Source organism: Bradyrhizobium sp. SZCCHNS2022 (genome assembly GCF_032377575.1).
GTDB classification, from domain to species: Bacteria; Pseudomonadota; Alphaproteobacteria; order Rhizobiales; family Xanthobacteraceae; genus Bradyrhizobium; species Bradyrhizobium aeschynomenes.
Genome location: NZ_JAUHHZ010000001.1, coordinates 144,535 through 168,726 on the forward strand (window position 1 = coordinate 144,535; position 24,192 = coordinate 168,726).

Annotated in this window: 19 protein-coding genes and 2 pseudogenes; 9 read left to right on the forward strand and 12 right to left on the reverse strand. The window is 65.3% G+C overall.

The window, feature by feature from the left end; translation table 11 throughout:
• The first annotated feature begins 209 nt into the window (after positions 1-209).
• A complete protein-coding gene (locus QXZ94_RS00670; RefSeq protein WP_315718788.1) occupies positions 210-1,895 on the forward strand; it encodes a PAS domain-containing methyl-accepting chemotaxis protein in 1,686 nt (561 codons plus the stop codon).
• 159 nt (positions 1,896-2,054) lie between these two features.
• Here the strand turns inward: QXZ94_RS00670 and QXZ94_RS00675 are convergent, their stop codons facing one another.
• A complete protein-coding gene (locus tag QXZ94_RS00675) occupies positions 2,055-2,471 on the reverse strand; it encodes a 4-oxalocrotonate tautomerase (protein WP_315718789.1) in 417 nt (138 codons plus the stop codon).
• Positions 2,472-2,604: 133 nt separating this feature from the next.
• Here QXZ94_RS00675 and QXZ94_RS00680 point away from each other — a divergent pair, with 133 nt between their 5' ends.
• From QXZ94_RS00680 to QXZ94_RS00690, 3 genes are all read left to right on the forward strand, one after another.
• Positions 2,605-3,177 carry a TetR/AcrR family transcriptional regulator gene (locus tag QXZ94_RS00680; RefSeq protein ID WP_315718790.1) on the forward strand — a complete coding sequence of 191 codons (573 nt, stop codon included), beginning with the start codon at positions 2,605-2,607 and terminating at the stop codon, positions 3,175-3,177.
• A 904-nt stretch (positions 3,178-4,081) separates the two neighbouring features.
• Positions 4,082-6,244 (forward strand): anthranilate synthase component I, encoded by a 2,163-nt coding sequence (locus QXZ94_RS00685; RefSeq protein WP_315718791.1) that lies wholly within the window; start codon positions 4,082-4,084, stop codon positions 6,242-6,244.
• Between the two features lie 154 nt (positions 6,245-6,398).
• Positions 6,399-6,938, forward strand: a complete 540-nt coding sequence (locus QXZ94_RS00690; protein WP_172133418.1) for an adenine phosphoribosyltransferase — start codon at positions 6,399-6,401, stop codon at positions 6,936-6,938.
• 218 nt (positions 6,939-7,156) lie between these two features.
• Here the strand turns inward: QXZ94_RS00690 and QXZ94_RS00695 are convergent, their stop codons facing one another.
• From QXZ94_RS00695 to QXZ94_RS00735, 9 genes are all read right to left on the reverse strand, one after another.
• Complete coding sequence (locus QXZ94_RS00695; RefSeq protein WP_172110834.1) at positions 7,157-7,825, reverse strand: hypothetical protein; 669 nt, start codon at positions 7,823-7,825, stop codon at positions 7,157-7,159.
• A 56-nt stretch (positions 7,826-7,881) separates the two neighbouring features.
• Positions 7,882-8,643, reverse strand: coding sequence for a hypothetical protein (locus QXZ94_RS00700; protein WP_172110833.1), 762 nt, complete (start codon positions 8,641-8,643; stop codon positions 7,882-7,884).
• A gap of 264 nt (positions 8,644-8,907) precedes the next feature.
• On the reverse strand, positions 8,908-10,083 hold the full coding sequence (locus QXZ94_RS00705) for a M48 family metallopeptidase (RefSeq protein ID WP_315718792.1): 1,176 nt from the start codon (positions 10,081-10,083) through the stop codon (positions 8,908-8,910).
• Between the two features lie 33 nt (positions 10,084-10,116).
• On the reverse strand, positions 10,117-10,674 hold the full coding sequence (locus QXZ94_RS00710) for a LemA family protein (protein WP_315718793.1): 558 nt from the start codon (positions 10,672-10,674) through the stop codon (positions 10,117-10,119).
• A gap of 189 nt (positions 10,675-10,863) precedes the next feature.
• On the reverse strand, positions 10,864-11,304 hold the full coding sequence (locus QXZ94_RS00715; RefSeq protein ID WP_172110830.1) for a hypothetical protein: 441 nt from the start codon (positions 11,302-11,304) through the stop codon (positions 10,864-10,866).
• 144 nt (positions 11,305-11,448) lie between these two features.
• Positions 11,449-12,438, reverse strand: coding sequence for a small ribosomal subunit Rsm22 family protein (locus tag QXZ94_RS00720; RefSeq protein ID WP_315718794.1), 990 nt, complete (start codon positions 12,436-12,438; stop codon positions 11,449-11,451).
• 63 nt (positions 12,439-12,501) lie between these two features.
• Positions 12,502-15,966, reverse strand: coding sequence for a chromosome segregation protein SMC (gene smc / locus QXZ94_RS00725; RefSeq protein WP_315718795.1), 3,465 nt, complete (start codon positions 15,964-15,966; stop codon positions 12,502-12,504).
• A 243-nt stretch (positions 15,967-16,209) separates the two neighbouring features.
• Positions 16,210-16,866 carry a DsbA family protein gene (locus tag QXZ94_RS00730; protein WP_172110827.1) on the reverse strand — a complete coding sequence of 219 codons (657 nt, stop codon included), beginning with the start codon at positions 16,864-16,866 and terminating at the stop codon, positions 16,210-16,212.
• A gap of 118 nt (positions 16,867-16,984) precedes the next feature.
• Positions 16,985-17,464 carry a DUF721 domain-containing protein gene (locus tag QXZ94_RS00735; protein ID WP_315718796.1) on the reverse strand — a complete coding sequence of 160 codons (480 nt, stop codon included), beginning with the start codon at positions 17,462-17,464 and terminating at the stop codon, positions 16,985-16,987.
• Between the two features lie 117 nt (positions 17,465-17,581).
• Here QXZ94_RS00735 and mutY point away from each other — a divergent pair, with 117 nt between their 5' ends.
• Positions 17,582-18,700 carry an A/G-specific adenine glycosylase gene (gene mutY, locus QXZ94_RS00740; protein ID WP_315718797.1) on the forward strand — a complete coding sequence of 373 codons (1,119 nt, stop codon included), beginning with the start codon at positions 17,582-17,584 and terminating at the stop codon, positions 18,698-18,700.
• A gap of 175 nt (positions 18,701-18,875) precedes the next feature.
• Here mutY and QXZ94_RS00745 read toward each other — a convergent pair whose 3' ends face one another.
• Complete coding sequence (locus QXZ94_RS00745; RefSeq protein WP_315718798.1) at positions 18,876-19,442, reverse strand: hypothetical protein; 567 nt, start codon at positions 19,440-19,442, stop codon at positions 18,876-18,878.
• A gap of 606 nt (positions 19,443-20,048) precedes the next feature.
• On the opposite strand from QXZ94_RS00745, the gene QXZ94_RS00750 reads away from it, so the two are divergent.
• The gene (locus QXZ94_RS00750) at positions 20,049-20,612 is read left to right on the forward strand and encodes a hypothetical protein (RefSeq protein ID WP_315718799.1); all 564 of its coding nucleotides are present in this window, start codon (positions 20,049-20,051) and stop codon (positions 20,610-20,612) included.
• 944 nt (positions 20,613-21,556) lie between these two features.
• A complete protein-coding gene (locus QXZ94_RS00755) occupies positions 21,557-22,177 on the forward strand; it encodes a glutathione S-transferase family protein (protein WP_172110822.1) in 621 nt (206 codons plus the stop codon).
• Between the two features lie 26 nt (positions 22,178-22,203).
• Here QXZ94_RS00755 and QXZ94_RS00760 read toward each other — a convergent pair whose 3' ends face one another.
• On the reverse strand, positions 22,204-23,136 hold the full coding sequence (locus QXZ94_RS00760; RefSeq protein WP_315718800.1) for a LysR family transcriptional regulator: 933 nt from the start codon (positions 23,134-23,136) through the stop codon (positions 22,204-22,206).
• 96 nt (positions 23,137-23,232) lie between these two features.
• On the opposite strand from QXZ94_RS00760, the pseudogene QXZ94_RS00765 reads away from it, so the two are divergent.
• Together QXZ94_RS00765 and QXZ94_RS00770 are read left to right on the forward strand one after the other, a co-directional pair.
• Positions 23,233-23,649, forward strand: a pseudogene (locus QXZ94_RS00765) (nuclear transport factor 2 family protein); the annotation flags it as partial.
• A gap of 75 nt (positions 23,650-23,724) precedes the next feature.
• Positions 23,725-24,108: pseudogene (locus QXZ94_RS00770) on the forward strand (nuclear transport factor 2 family protein); the annotation flags it as partial.
• Positions 24,109-24,192 lie beyond the last annotated feature (84 nt).

A 24,192-nucleotide genomic window follows, 5' to 3' on the forward strand; every position in this document is an offset into this window, starting at 1 on the left:
TCCATCGACTTAATGGCGACGGCAAAATTTGGCCATTCTGTCGGAGATCGGACAAATATTTCGATAAATCGATTCAAATAGGGTCCCTAATCGCTCCGGGTCGAAGCGCGCTGCCAGCCGCCTCATCGCCCCCTGAGCTTGCGAGGCTCGGGATGTTGACGCGGCGCCCCCCGAGCCGGAACTGGAAGCGCCCGATCGAGGAAGAGAAAATGTTCGGCCGCAGTTCAGCCAAGGGTCACGCGCAGGCGATCGTCGATGCGCTCAGCCGCTCCCAAGCCGTGATCGAGTTCAATCTCGACGGCACCATCATCACCGCGAACCAGAATTTTTGCGATGCGCTGGGATATCGTCTCGCGGAGATCCAGGGCAAGCACCACAGCATGTTCGTGTCCCCGGCGGAGCGCGAGAGCGCGGCCTATCGCGAGTTCTGGGCGGCGCTCAACCGCGGCGAATTCCAGGCGGCCGAGTTCAAGCGGATCGCCAAGGACGGCCGTGAGGTCTGGATCGAGGCATCCTACAACCCTGTTCTCGGCGACAATGGCAAGCCGGTGAGGGTCGTGAAATTCGCCACCGACATCACGGCCAAGAAGCTGCGCGGCATGGCCGACGCCTCGAAGATCGAGGCCATCGATCGCGCCCAGGCCGTGATCGAGTTCAAGCTCGACGGCACCGTCGTGACGGCCAACCAGAATTTTTGCGATGCGCTGGGTTACCGTCTCGACGAGATCCAGGGCCGGAATCACAGCATCTTCATGGAGCCGTCGGCGCGCGAGAGCGCGGCCTATCGCGAGTTCTGGGCGGCCCTCAACCGCGGCCAATATCAGAGCGGCGAATACAAGCGGATCGGGAAGGGCGGCAAGGAGGTCTGGATTCTTGCCACCTACAACCCGATGCTCGACGCCACCGGCAAGCCGTTCGGCGTCGTCAAGTTCGCAACGGACGTCACCCAGCAGAAGCTGAGGAACGCCGATCTGGCCGGGCAGATCGATGCCATCGGAAAATCACAGGCCGTGATCGAGTTCAACATGGACGGGACGGTCATCTCGGCCAATGACAATTTCCTGCATGCGCTCGGCTACACCCTGGCCGAGATCAAGGGCAAGCACCACAGCATGTTCGTCGAGCCGTCGGAACGCGAGAGCGCCGCGTATCGCGAGTTCTGGGCGGATCTGAACAGGGGGCGATATCAGGCCGCCGAATACAAGCGGATCGGCAAGGGCGGCAAGGAGGTCTACATCCAGGCGTCCTACAACCCGATCCTCGACCTGAACGGCAAGCCGTTCAAGGTGGTGAAGTACGCAACCGACGTCACCCGCCAGGTGCTGGTGCGGATGGGCAACGAGCGTGTCCGTGCGATGATGGAATCCGTCGCGGCCGGCTCGGAGGAGCTGAATGCGTCGGTGCGCGAGATTTCGGAAGCGATGACCAAGTCGCGGGAGACGGCCATCGGGGCCGTGGGGCAGGTCGCGGCCGCGGATGGCCAGGCGCAGCGCCTTTCGGACGCGGCCCAGGCCATGAGCGGCATCGTCGAGATGATCAACAACATCACCGGGCAGATCAATCTGCTGGCGCTGAACGCGACCATCGAATCCGCGCGCGCCGGCGAGGCCGGCCGCGGCTTCGCCGTGGTCGCATCCGAGGTCAAGAGCCTCGCCAACCAGGCCAAGCAGGCCACCGACAAGATCGCTCAGGAAATCGATAACCTCACCGGCATCTCCGGAGACGTCGTGACGGCGCTCGGCTCCATCAAGCAGGCGATCACCAATGTCAGCGAATACGTCACCTCGACCGCGGCCGCGGTCGAGGAGCAGAGCACGGTGACGAACGAAATGTCGTCGAGCATGGCCCGCGCCGCCGCCGAGGCCCAGGCCCTGGCGACCAGCGCCGCGGCCTGAGCTGCAGGCGGGGCAGCCGGAACTGGTTGCCCGGCGGCGGCGACCTTGAGCCCTTCCTGCAGGCGGAAGAGCTCGATCGCGTGATCAATGCGCTTCTGAAAGCGGGCCGCTACCGCACGATGCCGTAGCGGCCGCGCCTGGCTTGATATCTCCCTGGCGTCAGCCCGCGGTGACGGCCGCCACAAGCGCTTCGTTGGTCATCGGCCTGCCGTTCAGATTCCAGCTGCCGTCGACGGCATGGACGCCGTTGGACCAGATCCGGTCCCTGGCCAGCGTCCCGCCGGAGAGGTCATGCAGAATGTCGGTGGCTTCACCGAAGAACGCCGTCTGGATGTCGTGGCTGGCGAGCGCGAACGACGGCGTCTTGGTCTCGATCCAGGCGCCATCGACCGGTTGGCCGCCGGCGAAGGTCTGGCCCTTCGGCAGGATGTTCAGATGGGCCGTGACGTTCGCGGTCATGAGTCTGTTTCCTGCGAGACCATGATGTCTCAGGAACGATTCCGTAATCCGCGCGACCGCGATCGGCGCCTTGTCGGCGGCGATGACGCCGTCGGTGAGTGTGAGACTGATCGGCATGACTCCTCCTGTGCTCGCCCTGTGGCGGTTGTCCGCGGGCTGACGGTCCATTATATAACGACCGTGATCTCTCAATAGAATAACGATCGTTATTGGTCAATCATAAAATAACGATCGCTATGAAGGATGTCAGATGCGGTACCAGGCCGAGCACAAGCAGGAAGCAAAGGCAAAATTGCTGGAGGCCGCGGGGCGCGGATTTCGCCGGCTCGGCTATGGCGGGATCGGCGTCGACGGCCTCGCCAAGGAGGCCGGCGTCACCTCCGGCGCGTTCTATGGTCATTTCAAGTCGAAGGACGCGGCGTTCGAAACCGCCGCATTGGCTGGGCTCGAGGATCTCAGAGCGGGCATCGCAGCCCTTCAGGCGGAGCAGGGCGCCCGCTGGGCCGAGGCCTTCATCGCCTTCTATCTCGGTGAGCGCCTCACTTGCGCGCTGGATGCGAGCTGCGGCCTGCAGAGCCTGACCCCGGACGTCACCCGCGCCAGCGAGGCCATCAGGGCCAGCTACGGTGCCGCGCTCGACCGGGTCGCCCGGCAGATCGCGACAGGGCTCCAGGGAGCGAGCGACGACGCCCGGCTGCAAAAGGCCTGGGCGCTGATGGCGCTGCTCTCGGGCGGCGTGACGATGGCCCGCAGCGTCGCCTCACCCGAAGCCCGCGACGCGATTGCCGCGCATCTCAAGCAGGCCGCGCAAGGGCTTCTGTAGGACGGGACGGCTGCGACGAACGATCCTGCCAGTTAGTTACTCCGTCATGCCCGGGCTCGTCCCGGGCATCCACGTCGACCCCAGCACGCCGTATCGCGATCGTCACGAGACGCGGGGTGGAGATGCGGTGGGCGCGTCACGTCGCAGCATGGCTCCTGCCATGCGGACGAACGGCGGGCGCGCACGGTGAAGTCGCATGGTCCTGGCCTCCCGACGCTGAGGCTACGCTGGTGGTGATGATGATCCGCCGGTCACGGGGGCAAGACAGCCCGGTCCCCGGGGAGAATGCGTATAATCCGTCAGACCATCGCGCAGGAAAGGCCGGTCGTCCGGCTGACCTGTGGTGACTGCCGCCTGCTTTTTTTGCTGCAGGCGGGCCACGGGCATCAGCCGATGCCCGGCCTTCCCTGCGCCCTCGACTTGGAGAGGGCGGTGTTGATGATCATAACTCGGGCCGTGTGTCGCGAGAATGTTTCTCCATGTTCAACTGTCATCCCCGCGAAGGCGGGGATCCAGTACGCCGAGGCCCATCGACATGAGCCGCAGCGCTGGTGGAATACTGGATGCCCGCCTGCGCGGGCATGACGCCGGTGAAAATCAGCCGGGCTTTGCTTCTCGGCTTCAATACCGGCCTGATGAGCGGAGTGACGACCGCGGAAGCACCAGCGGCGAGCCCACCTGTGTCCCCGCCGCCCTTGACCACGGCCTCCCGCCGTGGTCAGTTCCGCGTCATGAGCACCCCTGTCCGCCCAGCCCGTCTCTGGTGGCGCACCTTGTAAAAGGTGGCCGGTGCGATTCATTTGACATTCGATCGCAGAGGGGCCGCCACGCAGCGGCGGCTTCCGGTTGGTCCTGTGTGGCGTTTCCTCGGCAAATTCCGTAAGAGGACGCCCAAGAGGACCCCATGAACAGGACCGTTTTCGCCCTTCCGGCCCGCAGCGACTACCGCACATCCAGCGGGCTCGCGATCACGCGCGCCGTCGAGCAGTTTTCCGGCGGCGCCAGCCGGCTGGACGACCTGATCGACCTGCTGGACCGCCGCCGCGGCGTGGTGCTGTCCTCCGGCACCACCGTGCCCGGCCGCTACGAGAGCTTCGACCTCGGCTTCGCCGACCCGCCGCTGGTGCTGGAGACCAAGGGCACCGACTTCACGTTGCAGGCGCTGAACCGCCGCGGCGAAGTGCTGATCGCGTTCCTGAAGGATACGCTGCGCGAGCCGTGCGTGGTCATCACCGCGGCGTCGCCGGCGCGGCTGGCCGGCCACATCGTCCGCGGCCCGGCGCCGGTCGAGGAGGACCAGCGGACGCGGCGCGCCAGCGTGATGTCGCTGGTGCGGGCGATGATCGCCGCGCTGGCCGCCAACGACGACCCGCTGCTCGGCCTGTTCGGCGCCTTCGCCTACGACCTCGTGTTCCAGATCGAGGACCTCGAACAGAAGCGGCCGCGCGAGAAGGACCAGCGCGACATCGTGCTCTACGTGCCCGATCGCCTGCTGGCCTATGACCGCGCCACCGGCCGCGGCGTGGTGCTGTCCTACGATTTTTCCTGGAACGGCCAGTCGACGTCAGGCCTGCCGCGCGACACCGATGCGAGCGTCTATCTGAAGGAGCCGCGCCAGGGGTTTGCCGACCACGCGCCCGGCGAGTACCAGGCGACGGTCGAGAAAGCGCGCGCGGCGTTCGCCCGCGGCGACCTGTTCGAGGCGGTGCCCGGCCAGTTGTTCGCCGAGCCGTGCGAGCGCTCGCCGGCCGAAGTGTTCCAGCGGCTCTGCCGCATCAACCCGTCGCCCTATGGCGCGCTGATGAATCTCGGCGACGGCGAGTTTCTCGTCTCGGCCTCGCCGGAAATGTTCGTGCGCTCCGACGGCCGGCGCGTCGAGACCTGCCCGATCTCCGGCACCATCGCGCGCGGCCGCGATGCCATCGGCGATGCCGAGCAGATTCGCCAGCTCCTGAACTCGGAAAAGGACGAGTTCGAGCTCAACATGTGCACCGACGTCGACCGCAACGACAAGGCGCGCATCTGCGTGCCCGGCACCATCAAGGTGCTGGCGCGCCGGCAGATCGAGACCTATTCGAAGCTGTTCCACACGGTGGATCACGTCGAAGGCATGCTGCGGCCGGGCTTCGACGCGCTCGACGCGTTCCTCACTCATGCCTGGGCCGTCACCGTGACCGGCGCGCCAAAGCTGTGGGCGATGCAGTTCGTCGAGGACAACGAGCGCTCGCCGCGGCGCTGGTATGCCGGCGCTATCGGCGCGGTGAACTTCGATGGCTCGATCAACACTGGTCTGACCATCCGCACCATCCGCATGAAGGACGGGCTTGCCGAGGTCCGCGTCGGCGCCACCTGCCTGTTCGATTCCGATCCTGCGGCCGAGGATCGCGAGTGCCAGGTCAAGGCGGCGGCCTTGTTCCAAGCCCTGCGCGGCGATCCGCCGAAGCCGCTGTCCTCGACCGCGCCGGACGCCACCGGCTCCGGCAAGAACGTGCTGCTGATCGATCACGACGACTCCTTCGTGCACATGCTGGCCGATTATTTCCGCCAGGTCGGCGCCAACGTCACCGTGGTGCGTTACGTCCACGCCCTGAAGATGCTGGCCGAGCGCAGCTGGGACCTGATCGTGCTGTCGCCGGGGCCGGGCCGCCCGGAGGACTTCAAGATTTCGACCACCATCGACGCGGCGCTCGCCAAGAAGCTGCCGATCTTCGGCGTGTGCCTCGGCGTGCAGGCGATGGGCGAGTATTTTGGCGGCCAGCTCGGCCAGCTCGCCCAGCCCGCGCATGGACGGCCGTCGCGGGTCCAGGTGCGCGGCGGGCGGCTGATGCAGGGGCTGCCGAACGAGATCGTCATCGGCCGTTATCATTCGCTGTTCGTCGAGCGCGACAGCATGCCGGAGGTGCTGACGGTGACGGCGGCGACCGAGGATGGCGTGGCCATGGCGATCGAGCACAAGACGCTGCCGGTGGGTGGCGTTCAGTTCCATCCGGAATCGCTGATGTCGCTCGGCGATGCCGTGGGGTTGAGGATCGTGGAGAATGCGTTCCGGCTCAATCAGCCGGGGTAACAGGTGGTTGCCGTCATCGCGAGGAGCGCGAGCGACGAAGCGATCCAGAGTTGTTTTCGTGGCCCTGGATTGCTTCCGCCTTCGCCCAGCGGGCTTCGGCGGACACGTCGCTTCGCTAGGAATGACGGCAGCAGATAAAATGGATGAGAGCACGATGACGTTCGATCTGGACATCAAGAACACGGTCCGCACCATTCCGGACTATCCGAAGCCGGGCATCCTGTTCCGGGACATCACGACCCTGCTGGCGGACGCACGCGCGTTCCGCCGCGCGGTCGACGAACTGGTGCATCCCTGGGCCGGCTCGAAGATCGACAAGGTCGCGGGCATCGAGGCGCGCGGCTTCATCCTTGGTGGCGCGGTGGCGCATCAGGTCTCGGCCGGCTTCGTGCCGATCCGCAAGAAGGGCAAGCTGCCGCACAAGACAGTCAGCATGTCCTATGCTCTGGAATACGGCACCGACGAGATGGAGATGCATGTCGACGCGGTGCAGCCGGGCGAGCGCGTGATCCTGGTCGACGACCTCATCGCCACCGGCGGCACGGCCGAAGGCGCGGTGAAGCTGCTGCGGCAGATCGGCGCCACGGTGGTGGCGGCCTGCTTCATCATCGACCTGCCGGATCTCGGCGGCGCCGCCAAGTTGCGGGCGCTCGACGTGCCCGTGCGCACGCTGATCTCGTTCGAGGGCCACTAGACGAGCGCTTCTGAAGTCCTGGCACATTGATCATGTAACCCCGACTGTCATCGTCCGCGAAAGCGGACGATCCAGTACGCCGTGACGTCTCGGTGACTTTCTTCTGCCGCGGAGTGCTGGATGCCCCGCTTTCGCGGAGCATGACAGCGGTGGGGACGGCGAGAACTCGGCATGGAAACGACCGATTCTCAGGAGACGCTCGTCTAGCCTAGGGAGCGTCAGGAGCGCTGCATCAGGAGTTCGGTCTCGATCTCACGCAGCGCATAATAATTGCGCCGGATCCATTGATAGAGCTCGGTCGACGGATCGCGCTCCTGGCGCAGGTAGCCGGTGAAGGAGAACGAGTAGCGCTCGATATAGGTCTTCAGGAACGCCGGCAGCGCTGCGATTTTCAGATGCTTGCTGCGGCTGTACAGCTGGGGCAGCTCCTCGCGCAGCACGTGATCGTTCTCGACCACGATCAGCTGGGCCTTCGGGATCTGGCGCCGCAGGGCGTCATAGGAGCGCATCGAGACGCGGTCGCCCTCGGCGCAGTACAGCACGATCGGGACCACGTTCCGCCGTGCAGCCTCCTTCAAAAAGCCGATCTGTTCGGACATTTTGAAGAACTCGTCGAACGAGTAGTAGCCGAGGTCGATCACCTTCGGGATGCCGTCGTTGAGGATCACCCGGTCCATCAGCTGGATCTTGCCGTAGGTGTCCTCGATGGTCGCGGTTTCCGTGACCTGGGGCAGGAAATCGAGCAGCGACGGCTCGCGCAGGGTCACGTCGAAGGCGAGCACCTGGCCGTTCTTGAGCAGCAGGAACTCGCTCAGCACGCGCGCGAGCAGCGTCTTCCCGGACTGCGGCCGGGGCGAGCAGACGATGTAGACGGGCGTCGCGGGCATCCAACCTATATCAGGTCAAACGTGCTTGCGATAAAGCCCCATCATTCACGGAGGTACTATTTTTCCCCGGCCGGCCGCGGCGGCGCCGCCTTGGTCGAGCCGACGATGTCGGTCAGCTTGATGCGGTCGTACTCGCTCCAGACGTTGGCGAGCCAGTGCCGGACATAGCCGCGCAGCACGAAGGAGTAGTTGGCTGCCTCGTCGCGCGGGCCCTTGTTGGCGACGAATTTGAGGAACGGCACCGAGGCGACCTCGACCTGCTCGAACGCCATTTCGTTCAGCTTCGGGATGGTCAGCTCGGTCGCATCCTTGATGCGGTGGAAGTAGGAATTGTAGGTCGACTGGTCCCACTCGAAGAAGCTGGTGTTGTTGATGAAGTTCTTCACCAGGAAATATTTCGCGCCGATCATATAGCTCGCCGTCTCGGCGATCTCGTCGAGCGAGGCGATCGAGGAGCCCAGGATGTGGAACACCGCGAAGGTGATCTGGCCGGAGCGGGCGGCATCGAGGAAACCGATGTCGCGGAGCGCGGCGAGGGTGGGCGACATCAGGCCGGCGCGGACGTCGATCACGGTCACCGACGGCGCCACCGCGCTCAGGGTGTCGAAGATCTTCATCTGGTCCGGCGTCGAGTTCATGTCGACGATCTCGGTGATCTCGGGGTGGAAGCGCTTCAGGGTGCCGCGCGGATGCTCGGTGTCGAACGCCCGGGTGGGGACGTTGTTGGCGCTGAAATAATCGAGCAACGTCCGCGACACCGTGGTCTTGCCGACCCCGCCCTTGTCCGCGCCCACCACAACCACTGCCGGTTTCGCCATGGAAAGTCCTTCAGCCCTGAGGCCGGCCAGGGGGCCGGCGCATTGCATTCTGCTTTGGGCGCGAACATGGCAGAAACGCTGGAGAATTCAAATTCATTGCAGCACGGGACGGGGGAAATTTGCGCCTTCATCCCAACGGGCCGGAGCAATCGAGAGCCTTGCTGCCGGATTCTCCGCTCCGGCTCGGATGGAGTTGAGAAGAAGTGGCAGGACGGCTGCGCGCGCTCCGCGATCCGCGCGCGATTCGTGCCTCGAGCTTCGGGATCAATGCCGACCCCAGGGACCGGAGGCCGGGGTGGTCCAGGGCCCCTGGGGCGCGTCGGCCGGAGCGGGCGAGGCGTTCGGGGCTTCCGCATGGCCCCAGGGCCCCTCGGAGGGCAGTGGCGGTGGGGCAGTCTCGTCCGCCGTTTCGGCGGTCTCGGACGGCAGCGCCGGGGGGGCAGGATCGTGGCCGCCGGCGAACTTGATCAGCGCCTGGACGCGGGCATCAACGGAAGGGTGGGTGGCGAACAGGTCGGCGAAGCCCTCGCGGGGATTGTCGACGCACAATTCCATCACCGCGGAGGTCGCGCCGGGCAGCTCGCCGCGGCCCTCGATCTTGCGCAGCGCGCTGATCATGGCGTCCGGGTTCTTGGTCAGCTCGACCGCGCCGGCGTCGGCGAGATACTCCCGGGTGCGCGACAAGGCTAGCTTGACGACCTGGGACAGCAGCCAGGCCAGCACGATCAGCACCACCGCGATGATCACCACGATGATCGCACCGCCGCCGGAGCCCTTGCGGTCTGAATCGGACGAGGAGGAGGAGGAGGACGAGCGGCCCCAGCCGCCGCCCCAGCTCATGTTGGTGAACAGGCGGAAGAACAATTCGCCGAAGAAGCCGACCACGCCGGCGATGATCACGGCCACCACCATCAGCTGGACGTCGCCGTTGCGGATATGGGTGAGCTCGTGGCCGAGCACGGCCTCGATCTCCTGGTCATCCAGGGCCGCGAGCAAGCCGGTCGTGACCGTGACGGAATATTGCCGCGGATTGAGCCCGGTGGCGAAGGCGTTTAGCGCCGGGCTGTCCATGATCTTCAGCTGCGGCATGGTGATGCCGCGCGAGATGCAGAGGTTCTCGAGCAGATTGTAGAGCCGCGGCTGCTCCTGGCGGGTCACCGCGGCTCCGCCGGTCACGGCGTCGATCATCTTCTGGTGGAAGAAATAGGCGATCACGATCCAGGCCGCAGCGCCGAGCGTGGCCCAGGGCAGGGCCTTGATCAGGTCGCGCGTGGCGGCGTGCATGTAATAGGCGACGCTGCCATTGCCGTTGATCATGACCTCCGCGATCAGCGCGCCGGCGAACACCAGCACGTAGATCAGCAGGAACAGGCCGCCGAGCAGCAGCATCGAACGGGTCTTGTTCGACGCGATGTGGGTGTAGAGACCATAGGCAGCCATGGCGTCGGGCCCTTCAGGCGCGAGGGCGCGGGCTCAGAACTTGACGCTGGGCGCGGTCTCGACCTCCGCCCGGCTGGTGCCGAGATCGAAGAAGTCCTTGCGGGTGAAGCCGAAGGTGCCGGCGAACAGCGCCGCAGGCAGCTGCTGGATGCCGGTATTGTATTCCTGGACCGCATTGTTGAAGAAGCGGCGGCTGGCGGCGATCTTGTTCTCGATGTCGGAGAGCTCGCCGGCGAGCTGCTGGAAATTGGCGTTGGCCTTGAGGTCCGGATAGGCCTCGGACAGGGCGATCAGCCGTCCCAGCGCCCCGGACAGCTGGCCTTCGGCGGCGGAAACCTGGGCCGGGCCCTGGGCCGAAATGGCCGCGTTGCGGGCCTTGATGACCTCGTCCAGCGTGCCGCGCTCATGCGCGGCATAGCCTTTCACGGTCTCGACCAGGTTCGGGATCAGGTCGTGGCGCAGCTTGAGCTGGACGTCGATGTCGGCAAAGGCCTGGCCGACGCGCTGGCTCAGGGCCACCAGCCGGTTGTAGGCGCCGAAGGCGAACAGCACGAGAATGACGAGGATGCCGAGGACGATCCAGCCGGACATGACAGGCTCCGAGGAGAGGGCAGGAGAACAGGGCGGCCAACGCATGGCGACGCCGCCGGATCCCTCATGGGACCGGCGTGCATTGGTCGCCGCAGGATGGGTGCCCGTTCAAGCCGGATCGGCAGAAGCGCTGGGTTCGACTGGCGACCGGAAGGGCGGGCGTGCGTCAGGCCGCGCGGTCTGGAGCCCTCAATACGGGCGGGCGACCTTCCACTTCTGGTCGGGATCGTTGCCCTTGATGTCGCCGGGAGCGCTGTCGAGCTGTGAGGTGTAGAGCGGGCGGTAGCGATAGGCCCACATCTTCTTGCCGTCGCTGCGCGTGATGACGGTGAAGTCGCCGGTCGCGACCGCGTTGTCGGGGGCGGGCAGCGGCGGACGCTTCTGGGCGCAGTCGCCGTCGCAGGTCGACTTGTTCCCGGTATTGTCGCGCTCGGTGTAATACAGCGTCATGCCCTTGAGGTCGGTGAGGATCGGGCCGTTCTTGCCGATCACGGCCTTGGCCGGTGCCGGGCCGGCTTCCTGCTTGGGGGCAGGCGGCGGCTCGGATCCGTGACCTCCGCCATGTCCTCCGGCAAAGGCGGTCCCTGCCGAGGCCAGCAGCATTGCAGCGATCGTCATCGTCCTGAACATCGACACGCGTTCCCTTGTGAGCAGCGCCTTCAGCGCCCGTTGCAGCTCACCGTAGCAAACGCAGGTTTTTCCCGGGTTTCGCGAAATCGCGAAAATGAGAGACAAACACGACCCGACGTTAACCATTCAGGGCCGTGGCGGTATCTATGGGCGCGGCGGCAAGTCCACGCCGTCGCCCCAGTCCCAGCGCCGCGCGGCGGCGAAGGCGACCTTGTCGCGGCGGGGAATGCTGACCGAGGCCGCGCTCCCATCGGCCAAGCACAGCTTGGCCGTCGCCGCGATCTTCGTCACCATTGGCGGTGCCAAAACGCGCGCAGGTGGGCGGTGCATGACCGGCTGGCGCGTCACGGCGACGAAGCTGAACTTCTCGTCCTCGAACGGCACATCCGCGCCCTTCAGCTCGCGATGCGCCCGCGACCGCGCCAGCCGCTGGACGAAGTGGCACCAGTCCGGCGTGATGAGCGGACACGCTGCCGCATGTGGGCAGGGGGCCGCGACATGAGCGCCGATTGCGATCAGCTGGTCACGGGCCGCGATGATGCGCTGATAACCGGCAGGCGTGCCGGGCTCGACGATCAGCAGCGTTTGGTTCGTCTTTTCCCACAGCAGGTCGACGACCGACATTCGCTCAATGTCGCTCAGCTCATTGATCATGTAGCTCGCGATCGCGAGATCTGCGCGCTCGGCACGATCGAGCAGGCCGCGTGCAGCGCCCAGCGCGTAGGTCAGATCGCGGCTGCGCAGCCCATCCTCGGCCAACGAGAGCGCCAGGGTGCGCAAGGCAGGATTCGCATCGATGGCGTTGAACGATGTCAGCGAGGAGAACGCTTCGGCGGCCGCGAAGCTGGCTGTGCCTGGCCCTGCGCCGACATCGAGCACTGTACCCGGGGCGAAGTCCGGGCTCGCCTGCATCAAAGCATTCAGGCTCGCAGCCACCGCAGCATAGGTCGCCGGCATCCGTACGGTGGCATAGGCGATCGCGTCGGCGTCGGTCGTGATCGCTCCGGAATTGCCGCCGCCCCGGTAAGTGTCGGAGATGCGCGTGGCGCGGGCTGCTGCATCCTGCCGCGACAGACCGTGCAGCTTGGCTTCGAGTGCGGCCTTGAGCGCGGCGGGAAGATCGGGAGAGATCATCGGTGCTCTCCAAGCATCATTCCGGATGCCGCTGCCGCGGCGATCCGGGATGACTTAGCAGCGTCACGCCACCTGCTGGTCGAGGATCTTCACGGCCTCGTCGAGCGCGACCGAGACGAGCTGCGACACGCCGCGCTCGGCCATGGTGACGCCGAACAGCCGGTTCATGCGCGCCATGGTGATCGGGTTGTGGGTGATGATGATGAAGCGGGTCTCGGTCGAGCCCTTCATCTCATGCAGCAAATTGCAGAAGCGTTCGACGTTGTGGTCGTCGAGCGGCGCGTCGACCTCGTCCAGCACGCAGATCGGCGAGGGGTTGGTTAGGAACACCGCGAAGATCAGCGCCATCGCCGTCAGCGCCTGCTCGCCACCCGACAGCAGCGACAGCGTCTGCGGCTTCTTGCCCGGCGGCTTGGCAATGATCTCGAGGCCGGCCTCGAGCGGATCGTCGCTCTCGATCAGGTGCAATGCGGCTTCGCCGCCGCCGAACAGCTCGGTGAACAGGCGCTTGAAGTGGTCGTTGACGGTCTCGAACGAGGACTGCAGGCGCTCGCGCGCCTCCTTGTTGAGGCTCTGGATGCCCTGGCGCAGCCGCTTGATGGCTTCGACGAGGTCGTCGCGCTCGGTGGTCAGCGCGGTGTGCGAGCCCTCGACCTCGGTGAGCTCTTCTTCGGCGCGAAGGTTGACGGCGCCGAGCCGCTCGCGGTCGCGGCGCAGCTTCTCCAGGCTGTCCTCGATCTCGTGCAGCGGCGGCAGCTGGGTGTCCGGGCCGATCTCGGCCATCGCGGCAACCGCGTTCGGCTCGCATTCGAGCATGTCGTGGATCTCGCGCTCGACGTCGGCGACGCGGCGCTTGGCGCTCTCCAGCCGCTCCTCGGCGCGGGCCGCGGCCTCGCGCGACTTCGACAACGCTTCCAGCGAGGCCTTGGCGGCGCGGTCGGTATCGCCCATTGCGGTCTCGGCCTCGGCGAGCGCGTCGGCGGCGACTTGGCGCTCCTCCTCGGCGATCGCGAGCTCGTCGATCAGCGCGCTGCGCTTCTCGGCGAAGATCTCCGGCGCGTTGTCGAGCTCGGCGCGCTCGTCCCGGACCTCGGCGATGCGCGCCTCGATGGTGGCGATCTGCGAGCCGGCGCCGCGGATGCGGTTGAACCAGTCGTTGCGCTCGTTGATGATCGCCTGCACGCGGCGATCGGCGAGCTCGGCCTCGCGCGCCAGCGCCTGCGCCTCGGCGCGCACTTGGGCGGCCGCACGGCGCTTGGTCTCGATCTCGGCGCGCACGGCGGCGAGCCGGCCGTCGGCCTCGGTCGTCGCCGGCAGCCCCTCGATTGCCTCCAGCGCATTCTCGTGCAGCTCGGCGATCTCGGCGCGGTCATGGGCGAGACGGGTCGAGGCTTCGACCAGCGCGGACTTGCGCGCCGAATGGCGGTTGATCTCGCGCTCGGCATTGGCGTGGCGCTCGCGCGCCGAATTGACCTCGCGCTGCGCGGCGCGCCAGGCTTCGCGCGCGGCGCTCTCGGCAGCGGTCGCGGCCTTCACCTCGGCCTCGGCGCTCTCCAGCGCCTGGCGCTTGCTGGCGGCGTCGATGCGCGCCTGCTCCAGCTCGGCCTCGATGTCGATCAGGCGCGCGCGCTCGGCGAGACGGCGCGCGGCACCCGTCGGCGCATGCGCGGCGGCGATGAAGCCGTCCCAGCGCCAGACGTCGCCTTCCGGCGACACCAGCCGCTGGCCGGTCCGCAGCTGCGACACCAGTTGCGCGCCGCGGTCGCGCGACACCACACCGATCTGGGCGAGACGGCGCGACAGCTCCGGCGGTGCCTGCACATACGCAGCCAACGGCTCGACGCCGTCCGGCAGCGCGGGGTCGGTGACCTCTGCGCCCGCAACGGTCCAGTGCATCGGCGCGGACGCATCGACCGGCGCATCGAGATCGTCGCCGAGCACGGCGCCGAGCGCCTTCTCGTAGCCCTTCGCGACGGTGACGCCGTCGATGATCGGCGGCCACAGATTCTTGGTCTCGCTGTTGACCATCTTGGAGATGGTGCGCGCCTCGGTCTCCAGCCGCTGCGCCCGCTTCTCGGCTTCGGCGAGCGGGGCGCGCGAGGCTTCGAGCTTCTGCCGCGCATTGGCCTGCGCGGCCTCGTTGGTCTGCACCGCCGCTTCGGCCTGTGCCTCAGCCTCTTCAGCCGCTTCGAGCGCGGCGGCGAGCGTGTCGAGATCGCCGAGATGGGCGGTCTCCTGCGCCAGCCGCTCCTCGTCGGCGCGGACATTGGCGATGTCCTGGTCGAGCCGGGCGAGGCGGTCGCGATGGCTGCGGACGTTGGCCTCGAGCTGGTTGCGGCGCGCGGTGAGGTCGGCGAGCTGCGTCGTCAGCTCGGTGAACTGGCGCTCGGTCTCGAGCAGCAGCGCCTCGGCTTCGGCGACACGCTCGTCGACGCCGCTGCGCATCTCGACGCGCGCCTTGATCTCTTCCTTCAGCTCCGCGTCTTCGGTCTCCAGACGCTGCAGCGCGACCTGCGCATCCTGGTTCTGCTGCTGCTCGCGCGCGACGTCGGCGGTGAGCTGCATCAGGCGGCGGTCGAGCTCGCCGGCGCGCTCCTTGGCGCGCACCTCCTCGCGGTCGAGCAGGTCGCGGGCATTCTTCAGCCGCTGCATCGTCGCAGCCGCACGGGCCTCGGCCTCGCGCAGCGCCGGCAGATGCGACGAGCGGATCGCCTGGATACGGGCAGACTCAGCCTGCTCGCGAGTCCGCTCGGCCATCTCGCGCACGGCGACGTCATGCGTATGCGCGGCGTCGTTGAGATCGGCATGCGCGCCCATCCAGCGCAGATGATAGAGCGTGGCTTCCGCCTTGCGCACCTTGGCTGCGACCTCGCGATAGCGGATCGCCTGCCGCGCCTGCTTGCGCAGGCCTTCCATCTGGCCGGAGAGCTGGCCGATGACGTCCTCGACGCGCAGCAGATTCGTTTCGGCCGCCTTCAGCCGCAGCTCGGCCTCGTGGCGGCGCGCATGCAGGCCGGCGACGCCGGCGGCGTCCTCGAGCACGCGGCGGCGCTGCTCGGGCTTGGCCTGAATGATCTCGCCGATCTTGCCCTGGTGGACGAGGGCGGGCGAGCGCGCGCCGGTGGCGGCGTCGGCGAACAGGATCTGCACGTCGCGGGCGCGCACGTCGCGGCCATTGATGCGATAGACCGAGCCGGCCTCGCGCTCGATGCGGCGCGAGATTTCGAGAATGTCGCGGTCGTTCACGGCGGCCGGCGCGGTGCGATCGCTGTTGTCGATCGTCATCACCACTTCGGCGTGGTTGCGCGACGGACGCGTGTTCGAGCCGGAGAAGATCACCGCGTCCATGTCGGCGGCGCGCAGCGATTTGTGCGAGGTCTCACCCATCGCCCAGCGCAGCGCCTCGACCAGATTCGACTTGCCGCAGCCGTTCGGACCGACGACGCCGGTGAGGCCGGGTTCGATCACGAAGTCAGTCGGTTCGACGAACGTCTTGAAACCGTGGAGACGAAGACGCGTGAGTTTCATGCACAGATTCTCTGTTGGCGGGAAACGAATCTCCCAGCCCCGACAATACCATGGATGGCAAAGTCAAAGTAACTTGAGTCGCCGTGGCGCCCCATTCTGAGGCCGGGACAATGGCGACGGGCGGTCCTCAGGGCAACCCGCTCGCCCTGCTTTTCCAAGGCTTTCTCGGGGCAATCAGCCTCCGAAACAGAAGCGGCCCCACGAAGGGGCCGCACTGTGTCTCGCAGGACTCAGTCAGTCGAATCAGCTCTTGAGGAGCGGGTTGATCCGCTTCTGAAACTCCTCGAACGAGGATTCGCCCTTGATCTTCTCGCCATTGATGAAGAAGGTCGGCGTCGAATCCACTTTGAGAGTGTCGCTGGCGTATTTCTGGTCGGCGGCGATCTTGTCGAGCAGCGCCTGGTCCTTGAGGCACGCTTCGACCTGCTGCTGGCTGAGGCCGGCCTGCTTGCCGATCCGCGTCAGGGTCTCCGTGGTGTTCTTCATCACCCAGTCGTTCTGCGAGCGGAACAGCATGTCGGTGACGGCGAAATACTTCTGCGCATCGCCGTTGGCGATGCAGCGCGTCAGCATCGAGCCGGCGGCGGCTTTGATGTCGAGCGGGAACTCGCGGAAGATGTAGCGCACCTTGCCGGTATCGATGTATTCGGTCTTCAGCTTCGGGAACACGGTGGCGTTGAATGCCGCGCAATGCGGGCAGGTCATCGAGGCGTATTCGACGATGGTCACGGCGGCGTCGGCCGGGCCGATGCCCATGTCGGGCAGCGACTGCGGCTTGGCCACGTCGGCGGCGCTCTGCGCCATCGCGTCCGAGATCAGTCGCAGCGGGGAGAAGCCGGCCAGCGCGGCGAGGCCGGTCAGCGACAGGGCAGCGGTGAAGGCGCGGCGGGTGATGATCAAGGCTCTGCTCCAAAATGGGCGCCTGCGGCGCCTGAAACGCTCGTAACTTGGCTTTTCGCTAGCTTGAAACCCAGTCAGAGGCAATGCCGGGCCTCAAAGCGGGATCGACGCGAGAGCGTCAATTTCGCTTGATGGCCGCGCCCAACCGGGCCAGCGCATCGCGCAGCGCGTCGTCCTCGATCGCGGTCAGGGTCGAGGCCACCTTGGCGACCTTCTTCGGATCGGGCGGGGCCGGGCGGCGCTTCACCGGCGGCCGGGTCAGCGGTCCCTGCCGCAGCGCCAGCTTGCCCACCGCGTGCCAGCCGAAGAAGCGGTTGACCCGCTCCAGGATGACATCAGACGAATGCTGGATCTCCAGCGCCATCGGCCCCTCGACACGCAGGATCAAGGTCGCCGGCTCCTGCGGCTGGCCCTCGACCGGCCGCGGCCACTGCATCTTCAGCGGCTGCGCATGCTCGGCGATGTCGCGCCCGGCAATCTCCGGCCAGCGCGTCACCAGCTCGCGTGCGGCAAACCCCTGCTTGGCATAGGCGGCCGACAGCACGTCGCCCATCATCAGCGACAGCGGTTTTGCAGTGAGACGGCCGGGCTTTGCCATGATGAACAGCGTTCTCGTGTGCGATCGTCAATCCGGGCACGAAGAAAGCCGTGGATGCCGCGGACGAGACGTCGGTCCAGCGGGCGACGATGGCTCCTGACGTACTAGATTAAGCCAATGGTGTCATCAGCCCTTCCTTCCAAGCGCAAGAGCCAGCCGGAGACTCGCGGCTCATCCGAGCGCCCAGCGCAACTGCTCGCCTGGTACGACCGCCACCGCCGGCGGCTGCCGTGGCGCGCGCCGGCGGGGCAGCGCTCGGACCCGTACCGGGTCTGGCTGTCTGAGATCATGCTGCAGCAGACCACGGTGAAGGCGGTCGGGCCGTACTTCGAGAAGTTTTTGGCGCGCTGGCCGGATGTCTCCGCCCTCGGCAGCGCTGAGCTCGACGACGTGCTCAGGATGTGGGCCGGCCTCGGCTATTACTCGCGGGCGCGCAACCTGCACGCCTGCGCCGTCACCGTGCTGCGCGAGCATGGCGGCGTGTTCCCGGACACCGAGGAGGGGCTGCGCGCGCTGCCCGGCATCGGCCCGTACACGGCCGCTGCCATCGCCGCGATCGCATTCGATCGCCTGACCATGCCGGTCGACGGCAACATCGAGCGCGTGACGACGCGCTTGTTTCGGATCGAGGAGGCGCTGCCGCAGGCCAAGCCGCAGATCCAGGCGCTCGCCGCGACCCTGCTCGGCCCGTCCCGCGCCGGCGACAGCGCCCAGGCGCTGATGGACCTCGGCGCCACCATCTGCACGCCGAAGAAGCCGGCCTGCGCGCTGTGCCCGCTGAACGAGGATTGCGCGGCGCGCCAGCGCGGCGACCAGGAGACCTTCCCGCGCAAGGCCGCCAAGAAGACCGGCACGCTGCGCCGCGGCGCCGCCTTCGTCGTCGTCAGGGGTGACGAGCTGCTGGTCCGCTCGCGCCCCGCAAAAGGCCTGCTCGGCGGCATGACCGAGGTCCCCGGCTCGGACTGGCTGGCCGGCCAGGACGATGCCGATGCTCTGGCACAGGCTCCGGAGCTTTCGGGCGTGAAGCGCTGGCATCGCAAGCTCGGCGTCGTCACCCACGTCTTCACGCATTTCCCATTGGAGCTCGTGGTCTACACGGCGAAGGTCGCGGCCCGGACGCGTGCGCCGGACGGCATGCGCTGGGTGCCGATCGCCACGCTCGACGGCGAGGCGCTGCCCAACGTGATGCGCAAGGTCGTCGCGCATGGGCTGGGGGAAGTGAGGCAGCGTGTCTGATTTAAGCTATTGGCGCTTCGCCTGCTGGCCGATGCGGGGGCAAAAGGCGCGCTTTGCGTGCGTCGCCAGTTCGGCAAGTATGTGGATTCCATTGTTCTCGCAAATACTCCTGTGGCCGCTTCATAGTGCAGTCCCATTGCTGTCGTCGAAAGTTCAATTCAACATGGAGTGACCTTTAGGGTTCCAATCCTTTGTTCCGCTTGCCCTCGTTTTGATCAATTCCAATCTTGCGATTTAAGAGTCTCGAGATCGAAGCCTTCAACTCAGCATGATCTTTCATTACCTGACTAATGCGCTCTGCAAGATCGACGAGAACCACTCGAATTTCCTGCGCAAACTCCAGGCAATGTTCATCGGATCGATCGTGGAGGCCCTCACTTAAAGCAGAGTGAAGTAACACGAGAGGGTTGTGTCCCTGGATCAGAAGCGCTTGAGGGATGGCGTCTTTGACCAACTCGACTGACTTTGAAAATTGCGTTTCTTCCTTTGCTGCCTGCAGAGCATTGATGACGCTATCTGCTACGTTAAGTCGCTTGGCTGCCTTGACTATCTCTCCGATCAAGCTTGACTTTTGGTATTCTACGACCCGTCGATAGTAGCTGAATGCGCCGACTCCCAGTCCCTGAAATTCACAACGTCTACCCTTCAAAAATAGGTCTCTGTGCTCGCCAAGTAAATCTAGCAAACGTGTCGGTGTCGGTGGGCCGAATGGAGGGAATTCTCCGAATTTGTAGATCGACACGCTTCCTGCGACCTCATTGTTACGTATTACGAGCGAGTACTTCTTAGGTTGCCGGCGACAATTCGAGCAAACGTACTCATGGAATAGCTCTGCGTAACTCTCCTTAAAATATACTTCTTGATCGCGCGAACGGTTTACCCGAAACATCCTCTCTCCGCCGCATTCAGGGCAATGCAGTTCTAGGATAGGTGAGCGGAGATATGCGTCTCCCTTATCCATCCTGATGGCATCGCGGACCATCAACGAGTGAGCCGGTGGTGTAGTCTCAAGAAATTGCTTAAACGAAATTGCGTCGACCGCTTCCGTTGTGTTTAGTTGGTTATTCTCATTCCCGCTCATCTCTCAACTCCGGCGCCAAGAAAGTGGCGAAACCCTACACTACCGGACAGCAAATCGATGCTGCTCGTAGGGCCTAACAGCGGTTTTTCCCCTGAATCGCGGACCCTTCGGCTGGTCACGACTCGATGGAGGCATTCGCTCGATCTCCCCGCCCAGGTGCGATTCGTTGGATTCGGCAGCCCGACGGCGCACATAGTTGTATTTTCTCCAGCCTATCCGAGTGTAATTGAATGTACTTTGATCTCAATTCGGATAGGGAGGCAAAAAGTGGCGCTATTGGCGGAGCAGCTTGTGGATGAATGGCTGAACAGGATCGGATTCTTCACGGTTCGCGGAATCAAGAGTGGCGTGAACGAAATTGATTTGCTCGGCGTCCGTCCCAGAGGGCATGAACTTGAAGGATGGCACGTGGAAGTTCAGGTGAGCTTTCGACCTGTGAGCTATATCGGAAGGCTCTCTAAAGAAGATCAAGCCGAACTCGGTGCCAAAAGTGCTAGTTCCGCTAAAAGGCGACCGCAAGCGGTGATTGCGAAGGGGATACAGCAGTGGATAGAAAAAAAGTTTTACTCCATTCGAAAGCAGGAAATGCGCGAGCAGTGTTGGAAAGGGATGGCTTGGAAACATAAGTTTGTTCATGGTGTCGTGCTTGATAGGATTGAGCTTCAAATGATTGAGCAGGGAGGGATTGAGCTCATCTCGTTTCATGACGTCTTGCGCTCTCTGTGCGAGCACAAGCCAGGTGAGCTATTTGGAGGAGCTGGGACGGACATTGCTGAGATCATGAGATACTTCGCCAATGATCCGGAGCAGGCTACGTTGCAAGCTCAATGACCGAGATTATGGTGATCGCACAAGGCTTGCTGCGGCGGGCATGCGAAGCGGCAGATTCCAGCAAGTGGGTGCATTGACGGCGGAGCATGCGCGGACGTTGCTGGTCATCCCGGTCAGTCGCTAAGTTCAATTCGGTTTTCTTCCGTTTTTCAGAATTTATCTTGACTTCACCCCCAAATCAGGTGTCTTATCAGCCCCGTTCCGTCCCGACAGGAGGGGCGTACGCGTCGTCACGACACGCGGGGCGGGATGCGGTGGCTGCGACGGCGTCGTGAGGACGAGCGACGTCGACCGGTCTCGTGCAGGGCTGCGGCGGCTTGCCGTCGTGGCGCGGTGCGGGGTCTTTCGCGGACGTTGAAATCGTGTGGTCCTGGCATCCCGGTGCTGATGCCAAGCTGGCGGTGATGATCCGCCGGTGACGGGGGCAAGACAGCCGGTCCCCGGGGAGATCACGTATAAGACGGAAGCCCATCGCGCAGGGAATGCCGGATGTTCCGGCTGGACCTGTGGTGACTGCCGCCTGCTTTCTTATGTGCAGGCGGGCCATGGGTTGCGGCCAGCACCCGGCATTCCCTGCGCCCTCTTTGTCGTGAGGGTTCCTGTTCGGCAACAGCTCGGGCGCTTTGCGCGGCGAGGACGGTGAGGTCATGTCTGGCGTGTTTCGTCGTAGTCGGCAGAAACAATGTTTCTCCTGCGAGCAGGCGGTGCGCAATCTCGTGCCGGTCAAGGACCGCATCACATTCTTCAAGGACCGGCGACGGCTTCCGCTATTTCCCGACGGTGCACACGATGGACGTGGCGCCGCTCTGACCGGGGGATGAACGACCTTCCTTCCGGCGACCGCCAGCGCGCATGCTGGCCGTGCAGATGTGTTCCCCGGGCGGCGGGATGGACGGCCGATGCCGCTGCCGCTAGGTTCGCGGCTCATCTTGTCGGGGATCATCATGCTCAAGCTCTATGTCGCGCCGGGCACCTGCGCGCTCGCCTCCCACATCGCGCTGGCGGAGACCGGTGCTCCCTACGCTGTCGAGAAGCTCAGCTTCAAGACCAACCAGCAGAACAGCCCCGAGTATCTCGCGATCAATCCCAAGGGGCGGGTGCCGGCGCTGGTGACGGAGCAGGGCATCCTGACCGAGACGCCCGCAATGCTCGCCTACATCGCGCAGCGCTTCCCGGACGCGCGGCTGGCCCCGCTCGACGATCTCTTCGCCTTCGCCGAGGTGCAGTCGTTCACGTCCTATCTCTGCTCCACCGTCCACATCGCCCATGCCCACAAGATGCGCGGCTATCGCTGGGCCAACGAAGAGTCCTCTTTCGCCGACATGAAGAAGAAGGTGCCGGAGACGATGAGCGCCTGTTTCGCGCTGATCGAGCAGAAGATGCTGCGCGGTCCGTGGGTGATGGGCGAGCAGTACACGATCTGCGATCCCTATCTGTTCACGATCGCGCAATGGCTCGAGGGCGACGGCGTCGACATCAATGCCTTTCCCAAGGTGGCCGATCACTTCAAGCGGATGTCGGAGCGGGCGGCCGTCAAGCAGGCGTTGGCCGAACTGGCGGCCTGACGATCAGCGGCAGCGGGCGCACGCGCTCATCTGGTCCGCGGCCTCGGCGCCGGCGCGCCGCCGAGGCCGCGGCCGGTGTCCAGCATCAGGCTGCGCAGCCAGATCGAGCCGGGCTCGAGCTGCGCCCGCGTCGGGTAGAACATGTACTGCTCGTCGATCCCGGGATCGAGCGGCGGCGCGACGGTCGCAAGCGCCAGGGGCCGCGCCAGCGCGGTGATCAGCCGGCGCGGCACGAAAGCGATGAGGTCCGTGCGCGCGGCGACATGCAGCGCCTCGATATAGCTCGGCACGACCAGCGCGATCCGCCGCTCCCAGCCCTTGCTGCGCAGCCAGCCGTCGATCAGGTCTTCGCCTTGGCCGCGCAGCACGACCGCGACATGCCTTGCGGCCAGAAACGCCTCGCGCCGGCTGAGCTGCCGGCCGGCCGGGTGGCCGCGGCGCACCGCGAGCGCGTCGCTGTCGGTGTAGAGCAGCTGGCGATGAAAGCCTTTGAAGGCGTTGCCGATCGAGATCACCATGTCGATGGTGCGGGCAAATTCTGCATGGAAGATCGCAGGCCCCCGCCACGGCACCACGTCGATGCGGACGCTCGGCGCTGCACGGGTCACCTTGGCCATCAGCGCCGGCATCAGCAGCTCGACCGCGAGGTCGGGCATCATCAGCCGGAACTGGCGCTCGCTGCTGATGGCGTCGAAGGCGTCCGGCGTGAACAGGCCGCGCACCTGATCCAGCGCCTGCGTCAGCGGCGCCCTGAGAGCAAGCGCACGCGGTGTCAATTCCATGCGGGCCCCAGTTCGCACCAGCAGGGGATCGCCGAGCAGGTCGCGCAGCCGCTGCAGCGCATGGCTGGTCGCCGGCTGCGACAGGCCGATCCGCAGCGCAGCCCGGCTGACGCTGCTCTCGCGGAGCAGCGCGTCGAGCGCCACCAGCAAATTGAGATCGAGCGCGGCCAAATTCATAAGACGAATTTACATCATATTCGATATCGATTGGAAGAATGGTGCGCTCTCCCTCATGCTTTCTCCCGTTCGACAGGACATCGGGAGAGAGATGCCATGACCGCCAGCGCCAACAAACGATTGATGCAAGAGCTGCTCGCAAAGGCCGCAACCGGTGACCGTGCGGCCTATGTCGCGGCGATTGCCGACGACGTCACGATGGTGATCACGGGGCAATATTCCTGGTCGCAGACGATCCGCGGCAAGCAGGCACTGCTGCGCAATCTCCATGGCCATCTCGCCAGCCTGCTCGCGGAAGGACGCCGCACCATTCCGCTGCGCTTCATTGCAGATGACGACGTGGTCGTCGTCGAAGCCAAGGGCGAGATGCGCACCAGGGCCGGCCAGCCCTACAACAACGACTATTGCCTGATCTACCGGCTGCACGAGGGCCGCATCGTCGAGATCAGGGAGTATTGCGACTCGACGCTGACCGAGGCGGTGCTCGGGCCGTTTCCGGCTGCGCTCAGGCAGAGCGCCCCACACGGTCAGGAAGAGCTTGCCATGACCGGCCCCTCACGGGTCCACCACAACAAGCAGATCGTCCAGGACGTGTTCGACGCGCTGGCCAACAGCAACCCGCAGCCGCTGATGGCCCATCTCGCAGATGACTTCCGCTTCGTCATCATGGGCAGCGGATCCTGGTCGCGCAGCTATGACGGCAAGGAGGCCGTTCTGGCCGAGCTTTTCGCGCCGCTCCGGGCGCGGCTCGGCCGCATCACGACGATTCCGCAACGGCTGATCGCGGAAGGCGATCACGTCGTCGTGCAGGCTCGGGGACGCAACACCACGGTCGATGGGCGCGCCTATGACAACAGCTATTGCAACGTGCTCCGCCTGGAGAACGGCCGCATCACGGAATGGATCGAATATTGCGACACGCTCCTGATCGAGGCTGCGCTCGGTCCGCCCTCTGCCGTGGAGCACGGGTGAGCACAAGCGAGGACAAGTGAGCAGATGCAGGCCGCCTCCGCCGAGCGGCGGGAACTCGCTGCTCGGTCGAGAGGATCAGGGTCC